This window comes from Porphyromonas vaginalis, from assembly GCF_958301595.1.
Classification (GTDB): Bacteria; Bacteroidota; Bacteroidia; order Bacteroidales; family Porphyromonadaceae; genus Porphyromonas; species Porphyromonas vaginalis.
In genome coordinates this window covers 1,764,320-1,789,845 of the sequence record NZ_CATQJU010000001.1, presented here as the reverse complement: position 1 = coordinate 1,789,845, position 25,526 = coordinate 1,764,320, and the positions used below count along the sequence as shown (strand labels likewise).

General features: G+C 52.5%; 18 protein-coding genes. 14 read left to right on the top strand and 4 right to left on the bottom strand.

Annotated features, from left to right (window positions below; genetic code table 11):
- The first annotated feature begins 27 nt into the window (after positions 1 to 27).
- From ftsY to dnaB, 14 genes are all read left to right on the top strand, one after another.
- Positions 28 to 987, top strand: coding sequence for a signal recognition particle-docking protein FtsY (ftsY, locus tag Q2J34_RS06895; RefSeq protein ID WP_298542250.1), 960 nt, complete (start codon positions 28 to 30; stop codon positions 985 to 987).
- Positions 988 to 1,005: 18 nt separating this feature from the next.
- Positions 1,006 to 2,337, top strand: coding sequence for a 30S ribosomal protein S12 methylthiotransferase RimO (gene rimO / locus Q2J34_RS06890; RefSeq protein WP_300969660.1), 1,332 nt, complete (start codon positions 1,006 to 1,008; stop codon positions 2,335 to 2,337).
- Positions 2,334 to 3,776, top strand: coding sequence for a LysM peptidoglycan-binding domain-containing protein (locus Q2J34_RS06885; RefSeq protein ID WP_300969659.1), 1,443 nt, complete (start codon positions 2,334 to 2,336; stop codon positions 3,774 to 3,776). Before rimO ends, Q2J34_RS06885 begins: the two co-directional genes overlap by 4 nt.
- Before the next feature lie 373 nt (positions 3,777 to 4,149).
- Positions 4,150 to 4,521 (top strand): CidA/LrgA family protein, encoded by a 372-nt coding sequence (locus Q2J34_RS06880; protein WP_296928007.1) that lies wholly within the window; start codon positions 4,150 to 4,152, stop codon positions 4,519 to 4,521.
- On the top strand, positions 4,518 to 5,231 hold the full coding sequence (locus tag Q2J34_RS06875; protein WP_300969657.1) for an LrgB family protein: 714 nt from the start codon (positions 4,518 to 4,520) through the stop codon (positions 5,229 to 5,231). The genes Q2J34_RS06880 and Q2J34_RS06875 overlap by 4 nt, the downstream gene beginning before the upstream one ends.
- A gap of 251 nt (positions 5,232 to 5,482) precedes the next feature.
- A complete protein-coding gene (gene sppA / locus Q2J34_RS06870) occupies positions 5,483 to 7,267 on the top strand; it encodes a signal peptide peptidase SppA (RefSeq protein ID WP_300969655.1) in 1,785 nt (594 codons plus the stop codon).
- A 43-nt stretch (positions 7,268 to 7,310) separates the two neighbouring features.
- The gene (lpxK, locus tag Q2J34_RS06865; RefSeq protein ID WP_300969653.1) at positions 7,311 to 8,444 is read left to right on the top strand and encodes a tetraacyldisaccharide 4'-kinase; all 1,134 of its coding nucleotides are present in this window, start codon (positions 7,311 to 7,313) and stop codon (positions 8,442 to 8,444) included.
- Positions 8,445 to 8,447: 3 nt separating this feature from the next.
- Positions 8,448 to 9,482 (top strand): thiamine-phosphate kinase, encoded by a 1,035-nt coding sequence (gene thiL / locus Q2J34_RS06860; RefSeq protein WP_300969651.1) that lies wholly within the window; start codon positions 8,448 to 8,450, stop codon positions 9,480 to 9,482.
- Between the two features lie 496 nt (positions 9,483 to 9,978).
- Positions 9,979 to 12,540: a leucine-rich repeat domain-containing protein gene (locus Q2J34_RS06855; protein WP_300969649.1), complete on the top strand. Its 2,562-nt coding sequence runs from the start codon at positions 9,979 to 9,981 to the stop codon at positions 12,538 to 12,540.
- A gap of 211 nt (positions 12,541 to 12,751) precedes the next feature.
- Positions 12,752 to 13,684 carry a mechanosensitive ion channel family protein gene (locus Q2J34_RS06850; RefSeq protein ID WP_300969647.1) on the top strand — a complete coding sequence of 311 codons (933 nt, stop codon included), beginning with the start codon at positions 12,752 to 12,754 and terminating at the stop codon, positions 13,682 to 13,684.
- A gap of 62 nt (positions 13,685 to 13,746) precedes the next feature.
- Complete coding sequence (pheT, locus tag Q2J34_RS06845) at positions 13,747 to 16,236, top strand: phenylalanine--tRNA ligase subunit beta (RefSeq protein WP_300969645.1); 2,490 nt, start codon at positions 13,747 to 13,749, stop codon at positions 16,234 to 16,236.
- Positions 16,237 to 16,303: 67 nt separating this feature from the next.
- The gene (locus Q2J34_RS06840; RefSeq protein WP_298543987.1) at positions 16,304 to 17,029 is read left to right on the top strand and encodes a YebC/PmpR family DNA-binding transcriptional regulator; all 726 of its coding nucleotides are present in this window, start codon (positions 16,304 to 16,306) and stop codon (positions 17,027 to 17,029) included.
- Between the two features lie 110 nt (positions 17,030 to 17,139).
- Positions 17,140 to 18,927: a translation elongation factor 4 gene (gene lepA, locus Q2J34_RS06835; protein WP_298888612.1), complete on the top strand. Its 1,788-nt coding sequence runs from the start codon at positions 17,140 to 17,142 to the stop codon at positions 18,925 to 18,927.
- Positions 18,928 to 19,031: 104 nt separating this feature from the next.
- Positions 19,032 to 20,624, top strand: a complete 1,593-nt coding sequence (gene dnaB, locus Q2J34_RS06830; RefSeq protein ID WP_300969642.1) for a replicative DNA helicase — start codon at positions 19,032 to 19,034, stop codon at positions 20,622 to 20,624.
- A 295-nt stretch (positions 20,625 to 20,919) separates the two neighbouring features.
- Here the strand turns inward: dnaB and Q2J34_RS06825 are convergent, their stop codons facing one another.
- The 4 genes from Q2J34_RS06825 to mobV all read right to left on the bottom strand — a co-directional run bounded on the left by Q2J34_RS06825 (position 20,920) and on the right by mobV (position 24,445).
- The gene (locus tag Q2J34_RS06825) at positions 20,920 to 21,201 is read right to left on the bottom strand and encodes a DUF4834 family protein (protein WP_300969640.1); all 282 of its coding nucleotides are present in this window, start codon (positions 21,199 to 21,201) and stop codon (positions 20,920 to 20,922) included.
- 23 nt (positions 21,202 to 21,224) lie between these two features.
- Positions 21,225 to 21,992 (bottom strand): CDP-alcohol phosphatidyltransferase family protein, encoded by a 768-nt coding sequence (locus Q2J34_RS06820; protein ID WP_300970155.1) that lies wholly within the window; start codon positions 21,990 to 21,992, stop codon positions 21,225 to 21,227.
- Positions 21,993 to 22,031: 39 nt separating this feature from the next.
- Positions 22,032 to 22,706 carry a phosphatidylserine decarboxylase family protein gene (locus tag Q2J34_RS06815; protein ID WP_300969638.1) on the bottom strand — a complete coding sequence of 225 codons (675 nt, stop codon included), beginning with the start codon at positions 22,704 to 22,706 and terminating at the stop codon, positions 22,032 to 22,034.
- A 482-nt stretch (positions 22,707 to 23,188) separates the two neighbouring features.
- Entirely contained in the window at positions 23,189 to 24,445 is a 1,257-nt protein-coding gene (mobV, locus tag Q2J34_RS06810; RefSeq protein ID WP_300969588.1) for a MobV family relaxase, read from the bottom strand.
- Positions 24,446 to 25,526: the final 1,081 nt, after the last annotated feature.

Here is a 25,526-nt window from a genome sequence, read left to right as displayed (position 1 = left end):
ATTTAACTTAGAAGAAAGAGACCAACTATGGGACTATTCGGACTATTCTCAAAGAAGAAAAAAGAGACACTCGACACAGGTCTGGAAAAGAGCAAGACCTCAATGGTAGACAAGCTGACTCGTGCCGTAGCTGGCAAGAGCAAGGTCGATGATGAGATCCTCGACGACCTAGAGGACATCCTCGTGACGAGTGATGTGGGCGTGGACACGACGCTCAAGATCATCAAGCGCATCGAAGAGCGTGTGGCTCGAGACAAATATGTCGGCACGAGCGAGCTCAAAAGCATCCTGCGTGACGAAGTAGCTGCGCTCCTTGCGGAGAATGGCACGACCGATGGGGAGAGCTTCACACTCCCCGCAGATGCGCATCCCTACGTCATCATGGTCGTTGGTGTCAACGGTGTGGGCAAGACAACCACCATCGGCAAGCTCGCCTATCAGTTCAAGCAGCAGGGCAAGCGCATCGTACTAGGCGCTGCAGACACCTTCCGTGCGGCCGCCATCGAGCAGCTAGAGATATGGGGAGAGCGTGTCGGCGTGCCTGTCATCAAGCAGCAGATGGGCTCGGATCCCGCTTCGGTAGCCTTCGACACGCTACAGTCAGCTGTGGCGCAGGACGCTGACGTAGTCATCATCGACACGGCTGGTCGTCTACACAACCAGGTGAGCCTGATGAACGAGCTCTCTAAGATCAAGCGTGTCATGGCGAAGGTAGTCCCCGATGCGCCTCACGAAGTACTCCTCGTCCTCGATGGCTCTACGGGTCAGAATGCCTTCGAGCAGGCGAAGCAGTTTACCGCAGCAACCGATGTCTCTGCCCTAGCCATCACGAAGCTCGATGGCACGGCAAAGGGCGGTGTCGTCATCGGTATCTCCGACCAGTTTAAGGTACCTGTCAAGTATATCGGACTCGGCGAAAAGATTGAGGACCTGCAGGTCTTTCGCAAGCGTGAGTTCGTCGACTCCATCTTTGGAGATGAGCTTTAGCCCAGTAGCAGCTCTGCGATGATTGCCAACCAAATAGATGTCATCAGTCTAGGTTGCTCTAAGAACCTCGTCGACTCCGATGCACTCATGCATCGGCTCGCTCAGTACGGCTACACGCTACGTCACGACCCCGAGGAGCTGACCGGTGAGATAGCCGTTGTCAACACCTGTGGTTTCATACAGGCAGCTCAGGAGGAGTCGATCAACCTCATCCTCTCCCTCATTGAAGCGAAGAAAGAGGGACGCATCCGAGCTGTTTATGTGATGGGTTGCCTGGGCGAGCGCTTTCGTGAGGAACTAACCGCTGAGCTCCCCGAGGTGGACAAGATCTATGGCAAGTATGACTGGAAGCAACTCATCACCGACCTAGGGCCGGCACTCAGCGCAGACGGTGCCACGACACTATCCTACCGAACGCCTCCGCCTAGCGTCACGCCTCGACACTACAGCTACATCAAGATCTCCGAGGGGTGTGACCGCACCTGCTCTTACTGCGCCATCCCGCTCATCACCGGCCCTCATCACTCCCGTCCCATGGAGGAGATAGTCCGAGAGGTCGAGGGGCGCGTCGCCACCGGATGTCGGGAGTTTCAGATCATCGCTCAGGATAGTACTTACTATGGTGTAGACCTTTACCAAAAGCAAGCCATAGCTCCCCTACTGGACCGCCTAGCTCAGGTAAAAGGCGTTCACTGGCTCAGACTACACTACGCCTATCCAAACCACTTCCCCCTTGCGTTGCTAGATGTGATGGCACAGCATGACAACATCTGCAAGTATCTCGACCTTGCGCTCCAGCACAGCAGCAATCACATGCTTCAGCTGATGCGTCGGCAGATAACCCGTGAGGAGACCGTCGCTCTGCTAGAGCGTATCCGTGAGCAAGTGCCCGGCATCGCCCTGCGTACCACGATGATGGTTGGTCATCCAGGAGAGACAGACGAAGACTTTGCCGACCTCCTTGACTTCGTTAGCCAGATGCGCTTCGAGCGACTCGGAGCTTTCCAATACTCACACGAGGAGGGCACCTATGCCTACAAGCACTACCAAGACGATGTCCCGCCAGAGGTCAAGCAGGAGCGCTACGACGCCCTAATGTCTCTCCAAGCAAACATCTCTGCCAGCGTCAATAGTCGTAGGATAGGCACCACGCTCGAAGTTGTCGTTGACCGAGAGGAAGAGGACTACTACGTTGGCCGCACCCAGTACGACTCTCCCGAGGTAGACGGCGAAGTGATACTCAGCAGGGACCGTCCGCTCCGTGTCGGCTCCTTTTATCGAGCTGAGATCACAGGCGTTGAGGAGTACGACCTCATCGCAACCACATCCCCAGAGCATCTCATCCTATGATTACGACCGAACAGTGGCTCCTCGAGGTCGCCGAGCAGAGCCAGCTCGCACAAACCACCTGCCAGCAACTATGGAGCGACCTCACATCGCTACTTATCGGGCGGCTCACTCAGGGGAGCAGCACCTATATGCGCAGCGTCGGCTTATGGTCCGCCGAGAGCCACAATGCCTTCATCGCTCTACTGCCTAGTGGCGAGCGCTACTTGATGCCACCGCGCGTGACGCCACGCATCACCAACCAAGAGCAACCGCTCTCTGCCGAGGAGATCGGCGAACTCCTAGCAAAAGGAGCGACCCAGATACCGCAGACCATCCAAAGCTTCTACGACAATGTCACAAAGCTCTTTGAGATGCACGAGCGACTAGGTCATACCCTCGAGTGGGCTTCACTAGGCACCTTCGCCCCACAGCCCATAGCGGGTGAAGAGGAGGGCTGCGAGAGCAGCTACGCCTTCACCCCCTGCGACGAATTGCTCCGGCAGGTCAACAAGCCCTTTGAGATGTTTGCCCCCACGCTGCTCAAGGAGGGCGTCCACTGGTCCGATGTCAAGGAGCAGCCAGCCGAGAGCCTAGAGCAGGCTTACCCGTCCATCATCTCCAGCCGTATCGCCGAGAGCGCAGACCTACCTCAATCCACAAGCACCCCGCCCGCTTGGACACCTCAGCCCCAAGCCGAAACTCCCACTACGCCGCCACCCTTCCCCACTAGCGAAAGCACCGAGCCTGAAGCCGTCGTCTCTACGCCACCGCCTCCTCCCACTAGCGAAAGCACCGAGCCTGAAGCCGTCGTCTCTACGCCGCCTCCTCCAACTAGCGAAAGTACCGAGCCTGAAGCCGTCGTCGCTACGCCACCGCCTCCTCCAACTAGCGAAAGCATCGAGCCTGAAGCCATCGTCTCTACGCCACCGCCTTATCGAAGAGAGGAGCCACAAGAGAGCACGTCCGCACCTGTAGAGCGAACGACCCGCAGGTGGTGGCTTTGGATCGTCATCCCGCTAGTCGCTGTCCTACTGATGGCGCTGTTGCTATGGTTCTTCGTCTTCGGCAGAGAAGAGAGGACGCAAGGCCCAGTCGCCACGCCACCAGCCAGCACCACAGCACCCATCGAGGAGACTCCGACGATAGACACCATCGCACCCATCGATAGCGTCACACCACCAGCCGACACCACTGCTCAGCAGGAGATCCTCACCACCGTGACCCTCGGCAATGGTGACTATCTGGCGCGTTATGCCCGTCGCTATCTAGGTCGTAGTGAGTACTGGATCTACATCTACCTAGCCAATAAGGAGCAGATCGAGGACCCTGACAACATCCCCCTCGGCACCGAGATCCAGATCCCCTCGCCCCAGAGCGTAGGCATCACAGGCAACGAAGAGGCCGACCTCGCCGAGGCAAAGCGCCTCATCCACGACTACTACAGTGGCAAGCCAAAGTAGCTAACTCTTCACCGCACAAGCTGTTGGAACTGGTAAGACTGAGGTGATACGGGTACTAATCCCATAACAGCTCACCAGAGACTATCGAATAACTCAGTAGTCTCAGGGAATTAGATTCTAGCAATAACAGAGTAGCCACGTGGAGAATTTGAACTCCCCACGTGGATGTTTTCGACTGCCCTCGTTGGAATTGCAGAGCTCCCTCCTTGAAACTCGCAAGCATAACAAAATCATCACGATAGTGTGACGAGTCCTGTAGGAACGCACATCTCTAACTTCTGACATCTAATCTCTAACCTCTGACATCTAATCTCTAACATCTAATTCACTACCTTTGCAGTCCAATCTTTGAGTTAATGATGATTTTATAGAGATGAAGTCTCTCGTACAATGCTTTTGGGTGCTCTTTTTCTTTGCCGTGGGTGAACTGATCGGCATGATGATCGGGCACTTTCTACCAGGGAGTGTGATCGGTCTAATACTCCTCTTTCTAGCCTTAGAGACGAAGCTGATCAAGCCTGACAAGGTGGACAGCGTCGCTAAGTTTCTCACCCTCAATATGGGTCTCTTCTTCGTACCAGCTGGTGTGGGGCTGATCACCCAAGTGGATCTAATCAAGCAGTATTGGGCTGCTATTGTGATCTCTATGGTAGTCAGCACGGCACTGGTCTTGGTGGTCGTGGGACGTATGCAGCACCGCTTCGAGCGGCATCATAAAGAGGAAATACCTAACGACAACGCATGATGGATATCGTCACACTACTCCTGAGCAAGCCTATCTACTGCTTGCCACTCACCATAGGGATCTACTTCCTCAGCTTACTCCTATACCGCAAGGTGCGGATCGGGCTCTTTCATCCTCTGATCGTAACCATAGGCTTGCTCATCTTAATGCTGTACCTCTCGGACACATCGTACGAGGAGTATAAGGAGGGAAGCCAGCTGATCGACTTCCTCCTAGGCCCCTCTGTAGTCTCACTGGGCTACATCCTATACGAGCAGTCTAAGTACCTCCGTGGGCGCGTTGTCTCGATCATGTTTTCGCTCTTTGTAGGCTCACTGATTGGCATCCTCAGCGCTGTCGGTCTAGCTTATGCGCTGGGTGCTGGGGCCCCCATAGCACACTCGATGGAGTCTCGCTCAGTCACGACCCCTATCGCTATCGCGCTCTCTGAGCAGTCGGGTGGTATACCCGCCTTGACTGCTGTGGTGGTGGTCATCTCAGGCATCATCGGGGGCGTGATAGGACCTCCTCTATTCAAGTGGCTACGCATAGAGAGTCGCATCGCTAAGGGGCTGGCTCTGGGTGCTGCAGCGCATGGCGTGGGCACCTCGGTCGCCATTCAGATGGGAGCCCTAGAGGGAGCTATCGGAGGCTTGGCTATTGGTATCATGGGGGTCTTTACCTCTATACTGATACCGATCGTCCACTACGTGGCTCAGCTATTCGTCTGAGGTATATGTTCTTGAAAAAAGGGTCAGACCTCTACTGTCGAAGCTCTACCTACCGCATTTGCTAGCGGATCGCACCGCATCGTCAAGCGAAAGTTTCCACAGATCCGTCATCTAAAAGAGCAAAGGCACTCCTCGTCAGAAGGGTGCCTTTGCTACTATAAAAGGAGGAGCAAATGTAGCTTATTCAATATCTATTTGTTACCTTTGTGGCACTAACACTTGCTAATGGATATATTACACATAGACTCTATATGAATTCATTCTGGAAGACTTTCTTTGCAACACTACTAGCTATCGTCGTCAGTTGTGTCATCTTTGCTTCTCTAGCGGTCATCGTTATGATCAGCTTTATAGCGGCTCTGAGCGTCGGAGCAAATAGCGAGACCAGACAGATCAAGGATGGTAGCATACTCAAGATCGAACTGGCACACATATCAGACACTTATGTGTCAAGCCCCTGGTCTGATCTTGGATTGGACAAGAGCGATGGGAGTAGCGATCTGCCTCTCTCTTACGTCCTTGAGGCTATCGACGAGGCTAAGAATGATGATCGCATCAAGGGGATCTATCTTAACATGACAGATCCTGGCTGTGGCTTTGCTTCAGCTGAGGCACTCAGAGGTGCTCTAGAGGACTTCAAAGAGGAGGGTAAGTTCATCGTATCTTACTCAGACTTCTACTCGCTCAAGGGGTACTACCTCGCCTCTGTCGCTGACCAGCTCTATGTTAATAAGGAGGGCTCTATCGCTTTCGATGGATTGGCTGGTGGAGCTGTCTTCTTCAAGGACTTGCTAGACAAGATCGGTGTGGAGATGATGGTCTTTAAGGTCGGCACCTTCAAGAGTGCCGTCGAGCCCTACATACTCAATAGTATGAGCGAGGCAAATCGCACCCAGATCACCTCTTATCTTGGCGACATCTGGGGGCGCATCCTGGGCGAGGTTGGTACCAGCCGCAGCTTAGACAGTGTACGCCTGCAAGCTCTAGCAGACAGTATGCAGTCTGTGCAGTCTACAGACGCTTACCTAGCTAATGGACTCATCGATGGAGCACTTTATCAGGATCAAGCTCTAGAGACGCTCTGCTCGCTCGTAGGGGTTGATGAGATAGATGACCTACACTTCGTATCTCTACGCGATGTGTATGCTACGCGTGGCTCTGACCGTAAGGCAGGAGCTAATGTGGGCGTCCTCTTTGCTGAGGGCGAGATCAATGTCGAGGTCGCTGACTCTCCCTTTAACACCAAGAAAGTGGTCTCCGACGAACTTGCTGAGCGTATCCTTGAGATGGGCGAAGACGACGACTACGATGCACTCGTAGTACGTGTCAACTCGCCTGGTGGTAGTAGCTTCATCTCCGAGCAGCTCTGGTACGCAGTCCATAAGGCTAGCGAAAACAAGCCTGTCGTCATCTCAATGGGAGACTACGCCGCTTCGGGTGGTTACTATATGTCTTCGGGTGCTAGCTACATCTTTGCCGAGCCCTCGACGATAACGGGCTCTATCGGTATCTTTGGCGTTGTGCCTAATGCGACCAAGCTCGCTAACAAGGTCGGTGTACACCAAGATGTGGTCAAGACGGCTCAGCACGCTGACCTAGGTGCTCTCGATCGTCCATGGACAGAGGAGGAGCGTGCGCTCTTCCAGCAGTATGTCAATCGTGGCTACGAGCTCTTCCTCAAGCGTGTCTCCGAGGGACGTGGCATGACCAGAGATCAGGTCGACTCCATCGCTCAGGGACGCGTATGGACCGGTGCTCAGGCATTGGAGCTAGGCCTCGTCGATGAGCTAGGAGGCCTGCAAGATGCTGTCGCTTATGCAGCATCGCAAGCTGGATATGACACTTACCATATCACTTACTCAAGACGTGCGATCAATGTACTCCAAGAGCTCTTTAGCACATCGACACAAGCTGTACGTATGAAGCTGATGACCTCATGGTTTACCGAAGACGAGATCCGCTACATCGATCAGCTGCGTGAGCTACGCGCTATGTCAGGTCTTCAAGCTCGTCTACCGCTAGTAGTAGATCTCTAGTCTCTCAGAGCAATACGGACTACCCTCTCGACTCCTGCATAGTATGGATCAGACACCCAAGATCAATAGATGGCTATTACCGCTCTCAGGTATTTATGGAGCGGGCGTGTCGCTACGCAATAGCCTTTACAATATGGGGCGTCTGAAGAGTCACACCTTCCCCATACCCATCATCTGTGTAGGCAATCTAGCCGTAGGAGGTACGGGCAAGACCCCGATGATAGAGCATCTCATACGGATGCTTATGGGCGATCTGCGTATAGCTATCGTCTCGCGTGGCTACAGGCGCAAGTCTTTTGGGCTTAAGGTAGCCGAGCTGGGCGATAGTGCCAGCCGTATAGGTGACGAGCCTGCGCAACTCCTACGTAAGTTTGGCGACAAGATTCAGATCGTTGTGGATGGCAACCGTGTGCGAGCGATCAATTACCTAGTCAATCAGCCCTACTCGCAGCGCCCCGATGTGATCCTGATGGACGATGGCTTCCAGCACCGCTCTGTGCAGCCCTCGCTCTCGATACTTCTGTCTAGCTACAATAGGCTCATGACAGATGACGTGCTGCTCCCCGCCGGACGCCTGCGAGAGCCTGCACGTGCACGCTATCGTGCCAATGTAGTGGTAGTGACCAAGTGTCCTACCCTACTCAAGCCGATAGACTGCACCTTTACGGAGCGCCGGTTAGATCTCTACCCACATCAGAAGCTCCTCTTTAGCGAGGTAAAGTATGAAGATCCCGTGCCCATCTTCCAGAGAGATGCAGAGCCCACCAAGATAGACACCAATGCGGTTGTCATCGCCATATCTGGGATCTCTCATCCTAAGGAGTTCTTTGCTTATGTAGAGCGAGGCTTCTCACGTGTGGTGACACTCCCCTACGGAGATCATCATCACTACTCGAGGCGCAATGTCACCACGTGGGAAAACATCTTGACAGACTACCTAGTGCGTGGCTCTGAGGTCGTCTTCCTCTGTACCGACAAGGACGCCGTCAAGATCTTCGAGCTAGAGTCCTATATGAGTCCTGAGCTACGTGAGCGATTCCTACGACTACCTATACAGGTACGCTTCAGGTCTCACGGAGAGGAGGATCTGCGCGAGTTAGTCATGAGCCATATAGCTCAGTTCACATCAGAGCAAGCTCAAAAAGAGGAGCAAGAGGGGAACGAGGAAAAGGAATAATCTATGAATACACCGATCTCTGACTTGGGAGAGTTTGGACTAATCCGAAAGCTCACCGAGCAGTTTACCATTACATCTCCCGACCGTGTTCGCATGGCTGTGGGAGACGATGCAGCTATCCTACAGATGCAGCCTGACGAAGAGCTCTTGGTCACGACCGATATGCTCCTCGAGGGGGTACACTTCGACATGACCTATATGCCACTCAAGCACCTAGGCTACAAAGCGGTCGTGGTCAACGTCTCCGACATTTGCGCCATGAACGGCATCCCCCAGCAGATCACCGTCTCTCTAGGCATCTCAGCTAAGTACACCACCGAGATGATCGAAGAGCTCTACAAAGGTATCGAGCTAGCGTGCCAGCACTACCACGTCGACCTAGTCGGTGGAGATACCTGCGCCTCGCAAAATGGGCTTGCCATCAGCATCACATGCCTAGGATCTGTCCCCAAGGGAGAGGCTGTCCTGCGCTCTGGCGCTCAGCCCAACGACCTCATCTGCGTCACGGGCAATCTAGGTGCAGCCTACATGGGCTTCCAACTACTAGAGCGAGAGCACCGCACCTTCCTCAGTGCACCGACAGAAGAGTTTGAGCCACACTTCGAGGGATACGAATACCTGATCGAGCGTCAGCTCATGCCGTCAGCACAGCGCTGGTTGCGTGGCAAGCTAGCCGAGCAGGGAGTCACGCCGACAGCGATGATAGACATCAGCGACGGCCTGAGCTCCGAGCTGCTCCACATAGCAGAGCGATCACAGGTAGGTGTGCGAGTCTTTGAGGATCGACTTCCTCTCGATCGTGAGACGATAGCTCTCTGCGAAGAGATGAATATGTCGCCCATCACGGCAGCCTTCAATGGTGGGGAGGACTACGAGCTCCTCTTCACCGTGCCACTGGCACAGGTCGGGCAAATATCGGCCATCGAGGGTGTCTCTATCATAGGACACGCTACGGAGGCCTCCGAGGGGTGCCGCTGGGTATCGACCGATCGTGCCGAGCACGAACTCAAAGCTCAGGGCTGGAACGCCTTCGACTAGTCCCCCCCCCTATCCACATCTCAAGTCATAAGCTTGTTCTAAAGCTCACACAGGGGGGTGTTTATCCTACTTTGTCAATAAGGAATCTCCTCTACAGGTTTCCAAAAACTTTCCAGCCTTGGAAACTTTCTTTTCCACCGTTGGAAATTCCAAGTTCCTCCCTTGGAACTAAAAAGTTCCTCCGCTGGAACTAAAGAGTTCCTTCGCTGGAACTAAAGAGTTCCTCCCTTGGAACTAAAAAGTTCCTCCCTTGGAACTAAAAAGTTCCAAGAGAGGAATTGTTTTTGGAACTCGTACATATAACATATTCAGCACGATACAGACAGTGCGGACAACCTACCCGCTCGATGATGCCCCACAGATAATGGTTAGCGGGAGGGCTTCCCTATCAATCGTGGCTCGTAAGGTTTGAGGAGTTGGAGGGATACTATCGCATTGTCGTATGGGAGGAGTAAAATTTGTATCTTGGCACTGTCAAACCTTTATATTACATTTTATGAAGCGACTTCTACTCCTTCCCGTACTCTGCTTGAGTATCCTAACCTCTATGGCGCAAGAGGCGACAGTCCGTCTGCTTGTCAAGCCCGATGCCACGGAGGTCACGTTTGTCTATCGCCTCGCTCAGCAAGGAGCGACCGCTCAGATAGACCTAGGTGGCGGTGAGACCGCTACACTAGAGCAACCCGAAGCTGAGAAGCTACAAACCTTTAAGCACACATTTGCAAAGCCTAGTAACACACAGCGCACTATTGCCATCTCGGCAGATCAGCTAGTCACGCTACGCTTTACAAGTAGCAAAGCTATCTACGGTGTCACACAGATTGCTGCGCCCCTCCTAGAGCACTTTAACTGTGACTACACACCCCTGATGGAGAGCGAAGAGCTAGACTTCTCCGCTTGTCCTAAGCTTGAGGAGATCACGCTCAATGGTGCTGAGGTGTCTCGAGTCATCTTACCTTCCAATAGAAGCTTGCTCAAGACCTTCCAGTGGGCTACCCCGTTACTACCTGGCCCCGATAGCAGACAGCTAAAGGAACTAGACCTATCGGGCTGCACAGCTCTGGAGAGTCTATCACTACAAGGTACCACGCTGCGTACCATCGATCTGACCGACACGCCACTTCTCAAGCAGCTTGTCATCACAGGTCTCAGCAGCAAGGCATATCCTCGTCAATTGATCGGGGGCAAGGCTTTGATTCATCTAGAGATGGTGACTCTGCAGTTCTGCGCCTTTACCTACGATATGCTTCCAGACCTCAACGAGACGCCACTAGACAACTTTAAGGTCTCGAAGATGTACTTCGCTCATGTCGATCGCTCGCAGTATCGAGACATGACGGTCGATCTCTCCAACATGGCCTCTGCCAAAGGTATCGCGCAGGCAGCGACACCCACGACCTTCACATGGTACTATAAGGATGCAGCCAATAAGTGGCAGCCCATACCTACCGACAAGGTGGTAGCTGGCGACAAGCCTGGGGTCTATACTTTTGATGAGTCTCTCCTAGACCCTACCACGCACCAGATTACGGTACGTGCCAAGCTCTTCAACGCAGGCTATCCTGAGCTAGCCTTTTACAAGAACGGACTGCACACTTATAACATCACACTGCCCTACAAGCCCACGACGATGTCTCTATCTGTGACTACGGAGTCACCGGGGCAAGACGAGGATGGCTATGACATTGATGAGATAGATCTATCTCTCCAGATAGCTGCAGCTAAGGCCGAGACCAAGGTGCAGATCGACTGGGGCAGTGGCCAGCTTAGCGACTATACGATCCCCAAGGCTAATGAGCCTTTTACCGTATCCAAGAAGGTAGACCTAGGGGCTAAGATCAAGCTCTATGGTCCCGTAACTCTCGTAGACGCTACGGCTAGCAAGATCGTCGCAGTAGCCTTTGAGGATGCTGCAACAATTGAGGCTCTTCGTCTCACTCGCAACAAGATCGAGCAGATAGACCTCTCTCGTCTGCCCAACCTCAAGGAGCTACAAATCACGGACAATAAGCTCTCCGAGCTATCACTGTCAGCTACACCTAAGCTAGAGGAGCTGTACTGCGGATACAACAAGCTCACGCAACTCGCAGTAGAGCGTACACCACTCCTTAGCGTCCTAAACTGCAACGACAATCAGATCTCCGCTCTAGCTCTAGCATCTCTGCCTAAGCTGGAGATAGCCGTACTGAGTGGCAATGCCTTCGGCGAGAGTCTAGATCTCTCGGCCAATAAGAAGCTACGTGTACTAGACATCGAGAATTGTCAGCTTACTAAGGTAAAGCTCGAGAGCGAGTACCTAGAGCGTATCAAGGCCAATGGCAATAAGCTCACTGCACTACAGCTCATCCCCTACGCAGGGCTGGCGCTCAATCTGCATAGCCTAGACGTACGAGACAACAGCTTCACCGCTTGTGATCTCAACGACCTGCTCATACAGCTACCCCCCGCAGGTGACACCAGCGAGGGAGGCTATCGAGTGCAGCTCAAAGGCACGCCAGGAGCTACGACCTACGACAAAGCTCTGCTCAAAGGTTGGATCGCTGATAGCGAGAGCACTAGCGAAGGGTGTGAGACAGCCAAGATTTTTGACGCCTCGACGAAGCCTCATGGACATGCTTACATAGCAGCCGGTGACAAGAAGTTCAACTTTGCAGATCCTATCAGGAGGTCAATAGGAGGCTCTATCGTACTGGTTCCAGACGAAGGCTATATACCCGATTACTGCAAGTGGGGTACAAGCAAGCTCACCGCACAAGATGAGGCTGGGACTATATACTTCTTCGTCCTGTCCAACAACGTCTTCGTCTCTTACGCCTTTAAGAAAGATACAGGCGTCGCTCCCGTGACCGATCGTCCTAATGTTTGGGTGATTACTCCGACAGCTACGGGCTGGGATATAGAGACGCCCTACAGCCAGACGAGCTATGAGCTGTACGACCTAGCAGGACAACTCCGAGTACATGGCGTAACGGACCAGACTGGACGTCTCTCTTGCGAGCTCCCCGCAGGAAGCTATCTACTCTCTATCTCAGGAGCAACGATCAAGCTGATACGCTAAGCATCTAAATAGCTCCAAAGCAAGCGAAGCCCCATACTCCGACCCTGTGAGTATGGGGCTTTTACCTACACGCACTGAGTGTGTTGCACCTTACGAAAGCATCTACGCTATGCTTTGCGATGAGGTTAGGTTGTCGCTTTTTTGTACCTTTGGCTCTGCTAACTGGGTGCTATCGCAAATAAGAGCGGTAGCGCCAACGAAACAGAAACGTATGCCTGAAATAAATCCAGAAAACATTATCCTCCCCGACTCAACGGCTCTGACGAAGGAGGAGATCGTCGATAGTATCGTCAACTTTAACCTAGCCGACACGCTCGGATCATGGGTCGATAAAGCACTTGACATAGGTATCCGCGTACTGCTAGCACTTATCATATTCTATGTAGGTCGCTGGCTGATAGGTCTTATCATGAAGGGGATCACCCGACTCCTGGACAGGCGTGTCGAGGCACTTGGCTTGCGACACTTTATCCGATCGGTAGCACGTGCTGGTCTTTGGATCGTACTGATTATCGTGGTGATCAATATCCTTGGCTTTGCAGCGGTCTCCTTTGCCGCCTTGCTCGCCTCTCTCGGTGTTGCCATTGGTATGGCTCTTTCAGGGCAGTTGCAGAACTTTGCCGGTGGAGCTATCATCTTGATCACGCACCCCTTCCGCATTGGCGACTACATCGTCTATCAAGATGTCGAGGGTACGGTACAGGATATCGGTATCTTCCACACCTCTATCACGACTACGGACAATACGAAGATCTACCTCCCCAATGGTAATCTGAGCACTAACGTGATCAAAAACACCTCCGAGATGTCCACTAGACGGTGTCAGTGGAAGTTTCTCGTGGACTACGACGTGCCATTCGAGCGTGCTAAGAGCATCCTCCTGGCGGAGCTACTCAAGGATCCACGCATCCTACAGGATCAAGGCGTGCTAGCCGTAATCTCGGATATGACGGAGAGCAACTACACGATCATGATCCGTGTATGGTGCGCTAATGCGGATATGTGGGATCTCTTCTGGGACTTCAACGGTAGAGCTACCGAGCTCTTTGCTGGCGAAGGCTTCCCACGGCCATACTCCAAGGTCGAGCTGCGTAACAGCACTCCATATAATAATAAAGAGAAAGAGACTGAGTCTCACGACTAGTCTCTTCTGTCTCGCTTTATAACTCTATTCATCGGCTCCTAGAGAGCCTATGTCTGATTCGTATGAATATATCTTTCAACTGGTTACAGCAATACCTACCTCGTCTAGAGGGTTATAATCCAAATGAAGTAGCGGAGACGCTCACGGCCATCGGTCTCGAGGTGGCTGGTGTCGAGGAGACCGAGTCGGTACGAGGCGGTCTGCGTGGTGTCGTCATAGGACGCACCCTCACTTGCATCCCCCACCCTAACTCCGACCACCTGCACATCTGCACGGTCGATCTCGGCGAGGAGGAGCCTGTGCAGATCGTCTGTGGAGCACCCAATGTGGCTGCTGGTCAGACGGTCGTCGTCGCAACCGTCGGCACGACTCTATATGGACCCGATGGTGAAGCTTTTAAGATCAAGAAGTCTAAGCTACGTGGCGAGTCTAGTATGGGCATGATCTGCTCGCAAGTCGAGATAGGTATGGGCACCGACAGCTCTGGCATCTGGGTACTAGACGATGAGACGGTGAAGCCTGGGACACCTGCGGCTGACTACTTTGACCTAGCCAGTGATACCGTCATAGAGATAGACATAACGCCTAACCGTGTCGATGCGACCTCGCACTATGGCGTAGCGCGCGACCTAGCGGCTTACTATTCCTATCGTGAGGGTAAGGTAATCCGCGCAGAGCGTCCGACCCTCGCAAAGCCTCAGGCTGTCGATGCAAAGGCACCTGCCATACAGGTCGAGATGGAGGTCTCCGCTGAGGACTGTCCCCGCTACCAGGGGGTGACGATACGTGGTCTGAAGTGCGTCGAGAGTCCCGACTGGCTCAAGGAGCGACTCCAAAGCATCGGGCAGCGTCCGATCAATGCGGTAGTAGATGTGACCAACTTCGTCTTACACGAGATCGGACAGCCACTACACGCTTTTGACGCTCAGAAGATCGCTGGCGGTCAGCTGCGCATAGCTCATCTACCAGCAGGCACGCCCTTTACCACGCTAGATGGCGTAGAGCATAAGCTCACAGGGATGGAGAATATGATCTGTGACAGCCAGCTCACACCGCTCTGCATCGGAGGCGTGATGGGTGGACTAGACTCGGGCGTGACGATGGAGACGACAGACATATTTATAGAGGCTGCCAACTTTAATCCGACGATCACACGTCGAGCTGCTCGAAGCCACGGGCTGAGCACCGACTCCTCCTTCCGCTTCGAGCGTGGACTAGATCCCGAGGCGACCGACTGGGCACTCCAGCGCGCGGTATCCCTCATTATGGAGATCTGCGGAGGCACATTAGCAGGTGAGACGGTGGATCACTATCGTAAGCACCTGGATCCCGTAGAGTTGACGATCTCTACCGACTATGTCTCTCGGGCTATCGGGCGCGACCTGACGGCTGACCAGCTACAACTCATCTTGGAGGCTCTAGAGATGTCGCCTAAGGCTGTGGCGGGTGATGCTTTTGCGATCTCAGTGCCTCGCTATCGCTACGATGTGACACGTCCAGTGGATGTCGTCGAGGAGGTACTGCGCATCTACGGCTACAATGCCGTCCCGCTGTCGGGCTATGTGCATGCGAGTCTCTCTAAGCAGAGCGACCAAGACCATATCTATCACGCTCAGCTCAAGCTTTCGGAGCTACTCACAGGCTTTGGCTATCGGGAGATATTGAACAATTCGCTCACCTCTCGTCAATACTTTGAGGGGCAAAAGGCTTTTGACCCTAACCAACTCGTACCGATAGAGAACCCTCTGAGCCAAGAGCTCAACGTGCTACGCCCTACCCTCCTCGTGGGCGGTCTAGAGACGATCTCTGACAATGTGCACCGCAAGCAACCCTACTGCGCACTCTATGAGTGGGGCAACGTCTACCGCTACAAGCAAAACGACCAGGCGACTACTCCCCTAGACCAGTACACCCAGGCTCACAGACTAGGCTTGTGGCTCTCGGGTACGCTCATGCCCAACAGCTGGACGACCCCAGGCGAAGCGACCTCTCCCTATATGATACGAGGGGTGGTCGAGAAGCTCCTAGCGCACATGGGCTTTACGACAGAAGACTACTCGGTGACTACACCAGCCGAGTGCCACGACCTATGGAGTGACGTAGTCTGCTACACCGATCGAGAGGGCAAGAGCCTCGCCTACGTAGGAGTCATCAGTAACTACTGGCTCACCAAGTGCGACATCAAGCAACCGGTCTACTACGCCGAGCTATACAGCGACACCTTGATGGCGCATCTGCTACAGCACAAGGTGGTCAGCACGGAGCTGAGCAAGTACCCAACGGTGAAGCGTGACCTAGCGCTACTCATCGACAACAACATCACCTACGAAGCATTGGCTAGTACCGCTCGAAAGGCTGAGCGTAAGCTACTTCAGCGGGTTGAGCTCTTTGACGTTTACACAGGCAAGGAGCTACCTTCGGGCAAGAAGAGCTACGCCTTGAGCTTCTACCTACGTGATGACAAGGGCACCCTACGAGACGCACAGATCGATGCTGCTATGAAGCGCATCTGGCAAGCCATCGAGCAGGAGTACCACGCCACGCTTCGCTAGACTAGGCTAGACAATCCAATCATCAGACATATAAATCAACTAACATAGTTAAGTATCCAATCCAATCATGGGAAGAGCATTTGAATATCGTAAAGCACGCAAACTAAAGCGTTGGGGCAACATGGCTCGTGTATTCACGAAGCTAGGCAAGGAGATCACTATTGCCGTTAAGGCTGGCGGACCTGATCCTGACACCAACCCACGACTACGCGTCCTCGTCCAGACGGCAAAGAAGGAGAACATGCCTAAGGAGAACGTGGAGCGTGCTATCAAAAAAGCTACCGACAAGGACAGCAACACCGACTATAAGGAGATGAACTATGAGGGCTACGGTCCGCATGGCATCGCTATCTTTGTAGAGACAGCAACAGACAATACGACCCGCACGGTCGCCAACGTACGTAGCTATTTCAATAAGTTCGGAGGCAACCTCGGTACGACTGGTAGCTTGGAATTTCTCTTTGACCACCGATGCGTCTTCCACGTCCAGCCTAAGACTGAGATAGACCAGGAGGAGCTAATCCTAGACTTGATCGACTATGGCGTGGAGGATATAGAGCAAGACGAGGAGGAGTGGGTCATCGAGGGCGACTTCTCTCAGAATGGTGCTCTCCAGGCCAAGCTCGAGGAGCTAGGATTTGAGATTAGCTCTGTCGAGTTCATCCGCGTACCTAAGGATACACGTCCTGTCACAGCTGAGGAGCGCGAAGAGCTCAACAAGCTCATCGAGAGACTCGAAGAGGATGAAGATGTGCAGAACGTCTTCACCAATATGGAGGACGAGGAGGAGTAATCGACTCCTCGACCCTCCCCGTAGCGTCGCATCGCCTTTTATTTCCTTACTTACAGCAGATAGACTGTAGCACTGTTGCCCTTTACTTAGCGCACGAACCCCTTTAGCACATGCAGCACATACGTAACTTTTGTATCATAGCCCACATTGATCACGGCAAGAGTACCCTCGCCGATCGCCTCCTGGAGTACACAGGTACCGTCCAAAAGAAAGATCTGCAGGATCAAGTCCTAGACAATATGGATCTAGAGCGTGAGCGTGGCATCACGATCAAGAGCCACGCTATACAGATGTCCTATACTAAGGATGACGTAGAGTACACGCTCAACCTGATCGACACGCCGGGACACGTGGACTTCAGCTACGAGGTGTCTCGCTCCATAGCTGCATGTGAGGGTGCGCTACTCATCGTAGACGCTTCGCAGGGAATACAGGCGCAGACCATCAGCAACCTCTACATGGCGATCGATCATGACCTGACGATCATACCAGTGGTCAACAAGATCGACCTGCCCGGTGCTTCTCCCGAAGAGGTGCAGGACCAGATCGTCAGCTTGCTGGGAGTAGATCCAGACGAAGTGCTCTTTGCCAGTGGTAAGACGGGACAGGGTGTCAACGAGATCCTCGATGCCATCGTAGAGCGTGTGCCAGCCCCTGTGGGCGATCCAGAAGCTCCGCTACAAGCGCTTATCTTTGACTCCGTCTTCAACCCCTTCCGTGGCATCATCGCCTACTATAAGATTGTCAACGGCTCCATAGCCAAGGGCGACAAGGTCAAGTTCATCAATACGGGCATGGAGTACGACGCCGATGAGGTAGGCGTACTCAAGCTCGACATGGTGCCGAGAGATCGGGTCAACACGGGCGACGTGGGCTACATCATCTCTGGTATCAAGACCAGCAAAGAGGTCAAGGTAGGTGATACGATCACCCACATACAGCGACCCGCCTCAGAGGCTATCGCAGGCTTTGAGGAGGTCAAGCCGATGGTCTTCGCCGGTGTCTACCCCATCGACACTGAAGACTTTGAGGACCTGCGCGCTTCGCTCGAGAAGCTACAGCTCAACGATGCTTCGCTTACCTTTACGCCTGAGAGCTCGGCAGCACTAGGCTTTGGCTTCCGCTGTGGATTCCTTGGTTTGCTCCACATGGAGATCATTCAGGAGCGTCTCGACCGTGAGTTCAATATGAACGTCATCACGACCGTCCCCAACGTCTCCTACCTCGTTTACGACAAGAAGGGTGGCGTGACCGAGGTACACAACCCGTCTGGCCTGCCCGACCTGATGCAGATCGATCATATCGAGGAGCCGTACATACGCGCTACGATCATCACTGACACCGCCTATATCGGTCCTATCATGACGCTCTGCCTCGACAAGCGTGGCATCCTCATCAAGCAGGAGTACATCAGTGGCAATCGTGTCGAGATCTACTTCGATCTGCCTCTCGGGGAGATCGTCATCGACTTCTATGACAAGCTCAAGAGCATCTCACGTGGCTACGCTTCCTTTGACTATCATCTGAGTGACTTCCGTCCCTCTAAGTTGGTCAAGCTAGACATCCTCCTCAATGGTGAGCCCGTCGATGCGCTCTCGACGCTGACGCACTTTGACAATAGCGTCCCCTTCGGTCGCCGCATGTGCGAGAAGCTCAAGGAGCTCATCCCGCGCCAGCAGTTTGACATAGCTATCCAAGCCGCCATCGGTGCTAAGATCATTGCCCGTGAGACGGTCAAGGCGGTGCGCAAAGATGTGACAGCCAAGTGCTACGGCGGTGATATCAGCCGTAAGCGTAAGCTACTAGAGAAGCAAAAAGAGGGTAAGAAGCGCATGAAGCAGATCGGCAACGTAGAGATCCCGCAGAAAGCCTTCCTCGCTGTCCTCAAGCTCGACTAAAGCCACCGCTACAGCTCCTTTGACCTTCTACAGCCTAGGCTCGCGTCTAGGCTCCCTAGCTGTCCCCCATACGTAACAATTCACCTAACCAAACGAACTAACCCATGCCATCCCTAAAGCCTACACAGCAGAAGCAGCTCCGCAAGCCACAAGCCTCGCTCGATCGCACGACCGAGGGACGTGTACCACCTCAAGCGACAGACATTGAGGAGGCTGTACTAGGCGCCATACTACTGGAGAAAGAGGCTTTCTCCGAGATCAGCACGATCCTGGAGCCCGAGAGCTTCTACGTCAATGCGCATCAGACTATCTTCGAGGTCATGCGCGACCTCAGTCTGGAGGAGCAGCCCATAGACCTGCACACGGTCAGTCAGAGACTACAGCGTGATGGCAAGCTGGATCAGGTCGGGGGGATGCCTTTTCTCGTCGACCTAAGCAACCGTGTCATCAGTGCGGGCAACCTAGAGTACCACGCCATGATTGTGGCGCAGAAAGCACTGAGTCGCAATCTAATCAAGTTCTCTACGGAGGTACTCACCTCTGCGTACGAAGATACCATCGACATAGAGGATCAGATGGAGACTGCTGAGGGTGCTCTCTTTGCGCTCTCGCAAAAGCATCTTCGCAAGGATGTACAGCCTATTGACTCCGTTCTCAAGATTGCTATCGACGACATCAGGGCTGCGGCTAATAGTGCAGAGGGTATCAGTGGTATCTCCTCAGGCTTTGACGGTATCGATGCGATGACTGCAGGGTGGCAGAAGTCAGACCTCATCATCATCGCAGCGCGACCCGCTATTGGTAAGACAGCCTTCGTCCTATCGATGGCTAAGTACATAGCGGTAGACAATAAGATTCCCGTTGCCCTCTTTAACCTTGAGATGAGTAGCGTACAGCTGGTCAAGCGTCTTATCAGTAACGTCTGTGAGCTCCCGGGCGAAAAGCTCAAGAGCGGTCAGCTCGAGAACTTTGAGTGGACACAGCTTGACGAGCGTATCAGCGTCTTGGAGAATACGCCCCTCTACATTGACGATACGCCCAGTCTCTCCGTCTTCGAGCTACGGACTAAGGTGCGCCGTCTCGTGCGAGAGCACGACATCAAGATCATCATCATCGACTACCTCCAGCTCATGAACGCTAGTGGTATGAACTTTGGCAACCGCGAGCAAGAGGTCAGCACCATCTCCCGCTCGCTCAAGATGCTTGCCAAGGAGCTAGACATCCCCATCATCGCCCTCTCACAGCTCAACCGAGCTGTCGAGCTGCGCAAGAACGATAGTGGCACGAATAGCAAGGTGCCTCAGCTCTCCGACCTGCGTGAGTCAGGAGCTATCGAGCAGGACGCCGATATGGTTTGCTTCCTACACAGACCCGAGGTCTATGGCATTATGCAGGATGACTATGGAGATACAAAGGGTATCGGTTACTTCATCATTGCCAAGCACCGTAACGGACCGATCGGCGATGTGCGTATCGGCTTCCGTGGCGAGTTTGCTAAGTTCTATCCACTTGAGGAGGCGAACATGCACTACACCTCTCAGATCAATGGCGGTAAAGCTCGCTCTGCTGCGACATCGGCGCCTAGCAGCTCTTCTATGGGCAGTACACCCCACCCATTCGATCAGTCGTTTAGCGCAGGAGCCTCAGACTTCAACCCGATGGCCACAGACGACGAGGAGAGAGACTTCCCCTTCTGAGACTGTTGCAAAAGTCAACAGGCTCACAATCTTGACTGCAAGATTGTCTAGACTTTGCAGAAAGAATGAAGCGCAAGGCACTGAGGGTGAGGTCTGAAGGGAGCATACATCCGTATGTGACCGAAGCCGAATCCCCGAAAGCAACACAGCGATTCGCCTTTATGCAACAGTCTCCCTACTAAGACATTTAGTCCGCTACTAAAGCAATCCATTGACGAGACTGTCACCTTACCATGGCAGTCTCTTTTTGTTTGCGCGCCCTCTTGAGACTGTTGCAAAAGTCAACAGTCTCCTCTTACTCCTCCTCAAAGTCGACGTACTCCCCTTGGTCCTTCTCAAACTTCTTCTTCGCTATATCCTTCATATCGAGCTTGCCCTGCTGTGACTGCGCGTCTTCTGGGCTTTGCTGTGAGGCGGCCGAGTGCCACCCTTTGCGTGGTGCTTTTCGTGACTTAGTGTGTGGATCAGCCTGCTGTATATAGCGTCTCACCATCCAGTACAAGATGCGAGGCGCAAAGTGTCTAATGAGCAGGTATGCAAGTCCTAAGACGAGGATCAGACCAAATATGAATTCCATGTGTGTCGGGGTAGATTAAGGTGTTACTGTTGAGCCGCGGCATCGATAGCGTCCGAATTGCTCTTGATCTGCCGACCGATGACCAGCGAGACGATGATATAGAGCAACATCACTAGGCGTAGCGTACTCGCCACGGAGCCTAGCCACATATAGAGACAGCCCGCAGGAACTAGGATCACGCCCCATGCGATGAGGATGATCGTACCGTGAGGCGCTTTCATCTGTGCGCTTAGGTGCTTCAGCGAGAGCATCGGCATACGGCTCACCATCAGGATACAGGAGAGAAGGAGCAATCCGTAGCTAGTCACTAGCGAAAGGGTATCCACCGCACAGGCGCAAGTGGAGAGCGAGATGCCGATCCACAAGAGCGCAGAGGCGGGCACTGGTAGCCCACGGAAGTAGTTGCTCGACCCCGTATCATTATTAAAGAGTGCCAAGCGGTAGGCTGCAAAAGGTAAGATCAGGAGAAAAGGTAGCGACATCATCAGAGCCGTAGACGCTGCATAGCCACTCGCCAAGAGTCTCCCCTCCATCGTGCAAAGAGCTAATAGTGCCGGTGCTAAGCCAAAGGTCACCACATCTGAGAGCGAGTCCAGGTCAGCACCTATCGATGAGGTCGCACGCAGGAGACGCGCCACCATACCATCGAGCAGGTCAAAGAAAGCACCCACAGCAATCCAGATAGCACCCATCTGGTACTCCTTATAGTATAGGATTGAGATGATAGCTGCCGCCCCCGAGAGGATATTGCACAGCGTTAGGAGATTGGGGATAAATTGTCTTATCTTCATCACAGCGTTGTTTTGATCATCATACAGCAAGAAGCGTGCCTACTGGGGCAGATAGCCCAGCGTTGTCTCACCGCCCACCACTTCGTCGCCTATCTTGATCGCTATCTCCGTACCCAATGGCAGGTAAAGGTCGATGCGTGAGCCAAACTTGATGAAGCCAAGGAAGTCCTCGACCGTCACCTCGTCGCCCACCTTCGGGTAAGTGACGATACGACGTGCCACAGCACCAGCGATCTGACGCTCTAGCACTTCATGACCACCATCGGTACGGATTATTACCGCCGACCGCTCATTGAGCACGCTACTCTTAGGGAGAAAAGCCTTGTAGTAAGCACCGCTCTGATGCTCCACATGGGTGATCGTGCCATTGCAGGCGACCCAGTTAGCATGCACATTGTAGAGCGACATAAAGATCGAGAGCTTGAGACAGCGGCATCCCAGCAGCTCAGGCTCCTCAACCTCCTCCATGACCACCACCTTGCCATCGGCTGGTGCTACGATGAGACGTCTATTGGCCACCTCGCTGTTGCTACGCCGAGGGAAGCGAAAGAAGTTTAGCGCCAGCCCCATCACCACGAGCGACACCAGTAGGGTCAAGATAAATACCCCCTTAAAGGGCACAAAGACAAAGGTTGCCCAGCAAGCCAACGTCAGTATGAGGAAGAAAGAGACGAGAAGTCCCACCCCCTCGCGATGTAGTCGTACCTTTTTCATTATGGATTAAGTAGAATAGGAATCGGCAGTAATTATGATAGGCAAAGATACAAAATAGCCCCCAAAGCTCTACCCCACTCCCCCATCCACAACTCTGCAAACCTCCCGAGTAAGGATTGGTGGGGAAAGAACGAGCTGTCACCTCTGGAGATCTATCGCTGTCCGACCAGCCACACCGTCCTCTAGGGGAACGATAGTTTTCCTACGTTGGAACCGAAGAGTTCCTCCCTAATTTTTTGGTTTTGGACTATCTAACTGAGAAGTAAGAGGTTACCGTTTGGAGCGATGCGGATAGGTAACGATTTAGAAATGAGCGGAGTGCTTTGAAATACATCGTTTTGGATAGCCAAAGAACGCTCACTATTATCACTTGCAAAGATAGTGATTCGTGGGAGAAAGTGAGCGTTCTTGCGTGATTTTCTTCTTAAAAGTTTAGTCGGGACTCAAACATTACAATGAAAGGGGAAGGAGATGTCTTATCTCTACAGTCGTTGCGAGCGATTACGATTGAGAAGCTCTTTCCACTTCTGTTCGCACCAATCTGGAACAGATAGTCCATTGATGGTAAGAATAGGCTGACGCTTCTCGTTGGTTGTAATGCGTAGCTCCGCATTTTCCTCCGTGAAGTTTCGTTTGTACATTCCTGAATATGCCGCAGCCGTACCACGGACTATCTCTTGATCTTTGTGCATCTTGACCACCGTATCATCATCAAAACCCATTTTGCGGAGCATCAGACGGATATTGAGTAAGAGGTAGAAGCTGTGGAAGAAGCGTTTGATAAAACTCCGTTCCTCCTCGTACACCTTGATTTCTCGCTGTTGTTCAGATATAGTCTTGTCCTTATCTCTAATGGTGTCCTGAAGAAGTATGACCTCCTTGCGGATTTCGGCTTTCTCCTTTTCCGAAAGATGTTGTTGCCGTTCGACTTCTTGCTCCAACTCTTCGATGCGCTGTTCCGCCTTGTCAAGTTCGGAGTTGCCAAATAAAGAGTAGAGCGTACCCTTTACTCGGAGCTTGCCCGCCTGCTTTTCCAACTCTCTGACCTTTTGAATTAGTTCTTCCTCCTCAAGTTGTTTCTGCTTCGTCTCTTTGAGAAGCTCTTTGTAATACTCCATATTAGTACGATGCTTGGCTTCAGATCCTTGTACCCCTCTACTCAGCCCAAATGGTCGCATTTGCTCTGCGTAGGAGGTTTGATACTCCTCGAGCTTCTTGGGTGTAAGCAGATCATCAGCACAGAGCCGTATCTTGTTTTTCTTTGTCTTGTACTTTCGCTTGCCATTCTCAGCTTCCTGTTTGGCTTTTCTCCTTTCTCCCGTGACAATTGGGACAACTGTCGCATGTATGTGCGGGGTTTCTTCATCGGCATGAAGTGTGGCTGCCACCACGTTTGCCTTACCAAAGGTGGTATAAAGCCACTGCATCGTACTATGGCACCACTCCTCTAAGCGTCCATCGCTTTCTAGTTGGAGCATATCTTCGTGTGATCCAGATAGGATGAAACGAAGTGCTTTAACTTGATTGTCCGCAACCTTTCGGTAGATACCAGCCGTTGCTATGCGATGTGCAATAGCTTCTGTACGGTTGGTGACATTTGCGGGGAATTGCACCAAGTCTCGATTGAGGTGCGTGCGAGAGGCATCGACATTGTTCGGCACGAATGTTCGCTCGATGTGGGCACTCATTGCCGAGTCGTTGCCCCGAGCCTTGTCTATGTGTAATACTGCGTAGCCCATAAGTTGAATATAGTTTTAGGGGGTATCCAAAGGGGCTGCTTCCCCTTGGCTCAGGAGGGCTTTTTTAGCGGTAACGAAGTGGAGCGTGAAGAAAATGCCCTAATGAGCTATGGCATTTCTCCAAATGCCCGCTCCGCCCTGTCCCGCAGCCTGCCTTTGAAGTGCTTGCATTCTCTGGATGCACTGGGTCTTTGTTTCTAAGTTTGCCCCTGCAAACTTGCAACTCCAAGGGAGTGCCATAACTCTTGAAACAAAGGCTCACATCTGTACGATTTACAGCTCTAGTCTCTTAGAAGACCCGATGGTTCCGTTGTTGAAATTTCTCTCTTTTGCGTTATCGTCTAAGCCCCCTTTTGAGCAAAAGCCTCTTCTTCCGCTGAACCTTTTATCGAACAGCAATACTGCCCGATTTTTCAATTTCGGTCAATCTACAGTTTCGTCTTTGGATTTGGATTGTTCGTATTCATTGTTCACGTGTTCTTCGTATTCTTTGTTTGCAGTCTCATTGTATGTTCTATTTTCTCTTTTTGGAGTTTTCCCCTTTTTATCTTACTACCTTTCTACACTAGGATAAGTGATTGACAGTGAAAGAGAAAAGTGTAACACTTCGTCGGGGTTTATCCTACTACACCATCTGTCTACACCACTTGTCCTCTATTAAGCTGTAGAAGCGTAGAAAGATTGTAGTAGCATCTGTCGTAAGATGAATGTCTTCTGTAATCCTTTCTCTTTCACTGTATTATCCTTAGTTGTAGTAACGTAGTAAGGAGAATAGGAAAGAAAAGAGAAAGGGGTATTACAAAGGGCGTGCAACAACAGAGTGCTATGGTGGTTGCTCGGGGTAAAATCTTTCCTGTATAGCGGTAGTCGGATAAAGCTAGTGGGCAGAGCAGGTCTAGAAAGGTCGTTTTGGAAAGACTGAAAAATGAGACGTCATATTCTGCCAAATGAGACGTCATATTCCGTCAAATGAGACGTCATATTTCACTCGATATGTCGTCATATTTCACTCGATATGTCGTCATATTTTGTACCTTCACTCGTAAGAACTAAAAAACATACCAACCGACAATCGAATAAC

Coding starts and splice junctions, on each gene's coding strand:
- ftsY (WP_298542250.1), top strand. CDS start 28: ATGGGACTATTCGGACTATTCTCAAAGAAGAAAAAAGAGACACTCGAC.
- rimO (WP_300969660.1), top strand. CDS start 1,006: ATGATTGCCAACCAAATAGATGTCATCAGTCTAGGTTGCTCTAAGAAC.
- Q2J34_RS06885 (WP_300969659.1), top strand. CDS start 2,334: ATGATTACGACCGAACAGTGGCTCCTCGAGGTCGCCGAGCAGAGCCAG.
- Q2J34_RS06880 (WP_296928007.1), top strand. CDS start 4,150: ATGAAGTCTCTCGTACAATGCTTTTGGGTGCTCTTTTTCTTTGCCGTG.
- Q2J34_RS06875 (WP_300969657.1), top strand. CDS start 4,518: ATGATGGATATCGTCACACTACTCCTGAGCAAGCCTATCTACTGCTTG.
- sppA (WP_300969655.1), top strand. CDS start 5,483: ATGAATTCATTCTGGAAGACTTTCTTTGCAACACTACTAGCTATCGTC.
- lpxK (WP_300969653.1), top strand. CDS start 7,311: ATGGATCAGACACCCAAGATCAATAGATGGCTATTACCGCTCTCAGGT.
- thiL (WP_300969651.1), top strand. CDS start 8,448: ATGAATACACCGATCTCTGACTTGGGAGAGTTTGGACTAATCCGAAAG.
- Q2J34_RS06855 (WP_300969649.1), top strand. CDS start 9,979: ATGAAGCGACTTCTACTCCTTCCCGTACTCTGCTTGAGTATCCTAACC.
- Q2J34_RS06850 (WP_300969647.1), top strand. CDS start 12,752: ATGCCTGAAATAAATCCAGAAAACATTATCCTCCCCGACTCAACGGCT.
- pheT (WP_300969645.1), top strand. CDS start 13,747: ATGAATATATCTTTCAACTGGTTACAGCAATACCTACCTCGTCTAGAG.
- Q2J34_RS06840 (WP_298543987.1), top strand. CDS start 16,304: ATGGGAAGAGCATTTGAATATCGTAAAGCACGCAAACTAAAGCGTTGG.
- lepA (WP_298888612.1), top strand. CDS start 17,140: ATGCAGCACATACGTAACTTTTGTATCATAGCCCACATTGATCACGGC.
- dnaB (WP_300969642.1), top strand. CDS start 19,032: ATGCCATCCCTAAAGCCTACACAGCAGAAGCAGCTCCGCAAGCCACAA.
- Q2J34_RS06825 (WP_300969640.1), bottom strand. CDS start 21,201: ATGGAATTCATATTTGGTCTGATCCTCGTCTTAGGACTTGCATACCTG.
- Q2J34_RS06820 (WP_300970155.1), bottom strand. CDS start 21,992: ATGAAGATAAGACAATTTATCCCCAATCTCCTAACGCTGTGCAATATC.
- Q2J34_RS06815 (WP_300969638.1), bottom strand. CDS start 22,706: ATGAAAAAGGTACGACTACATCGCGAGGGGGTGGGACTTCTCGTCTCT.
- mobV (WP_300969588.1), bottom strand. CDS start 24,445: ATGGGCTACGCAGTATTACACATAGACAAGGCTCGGGGCAACGACTCG.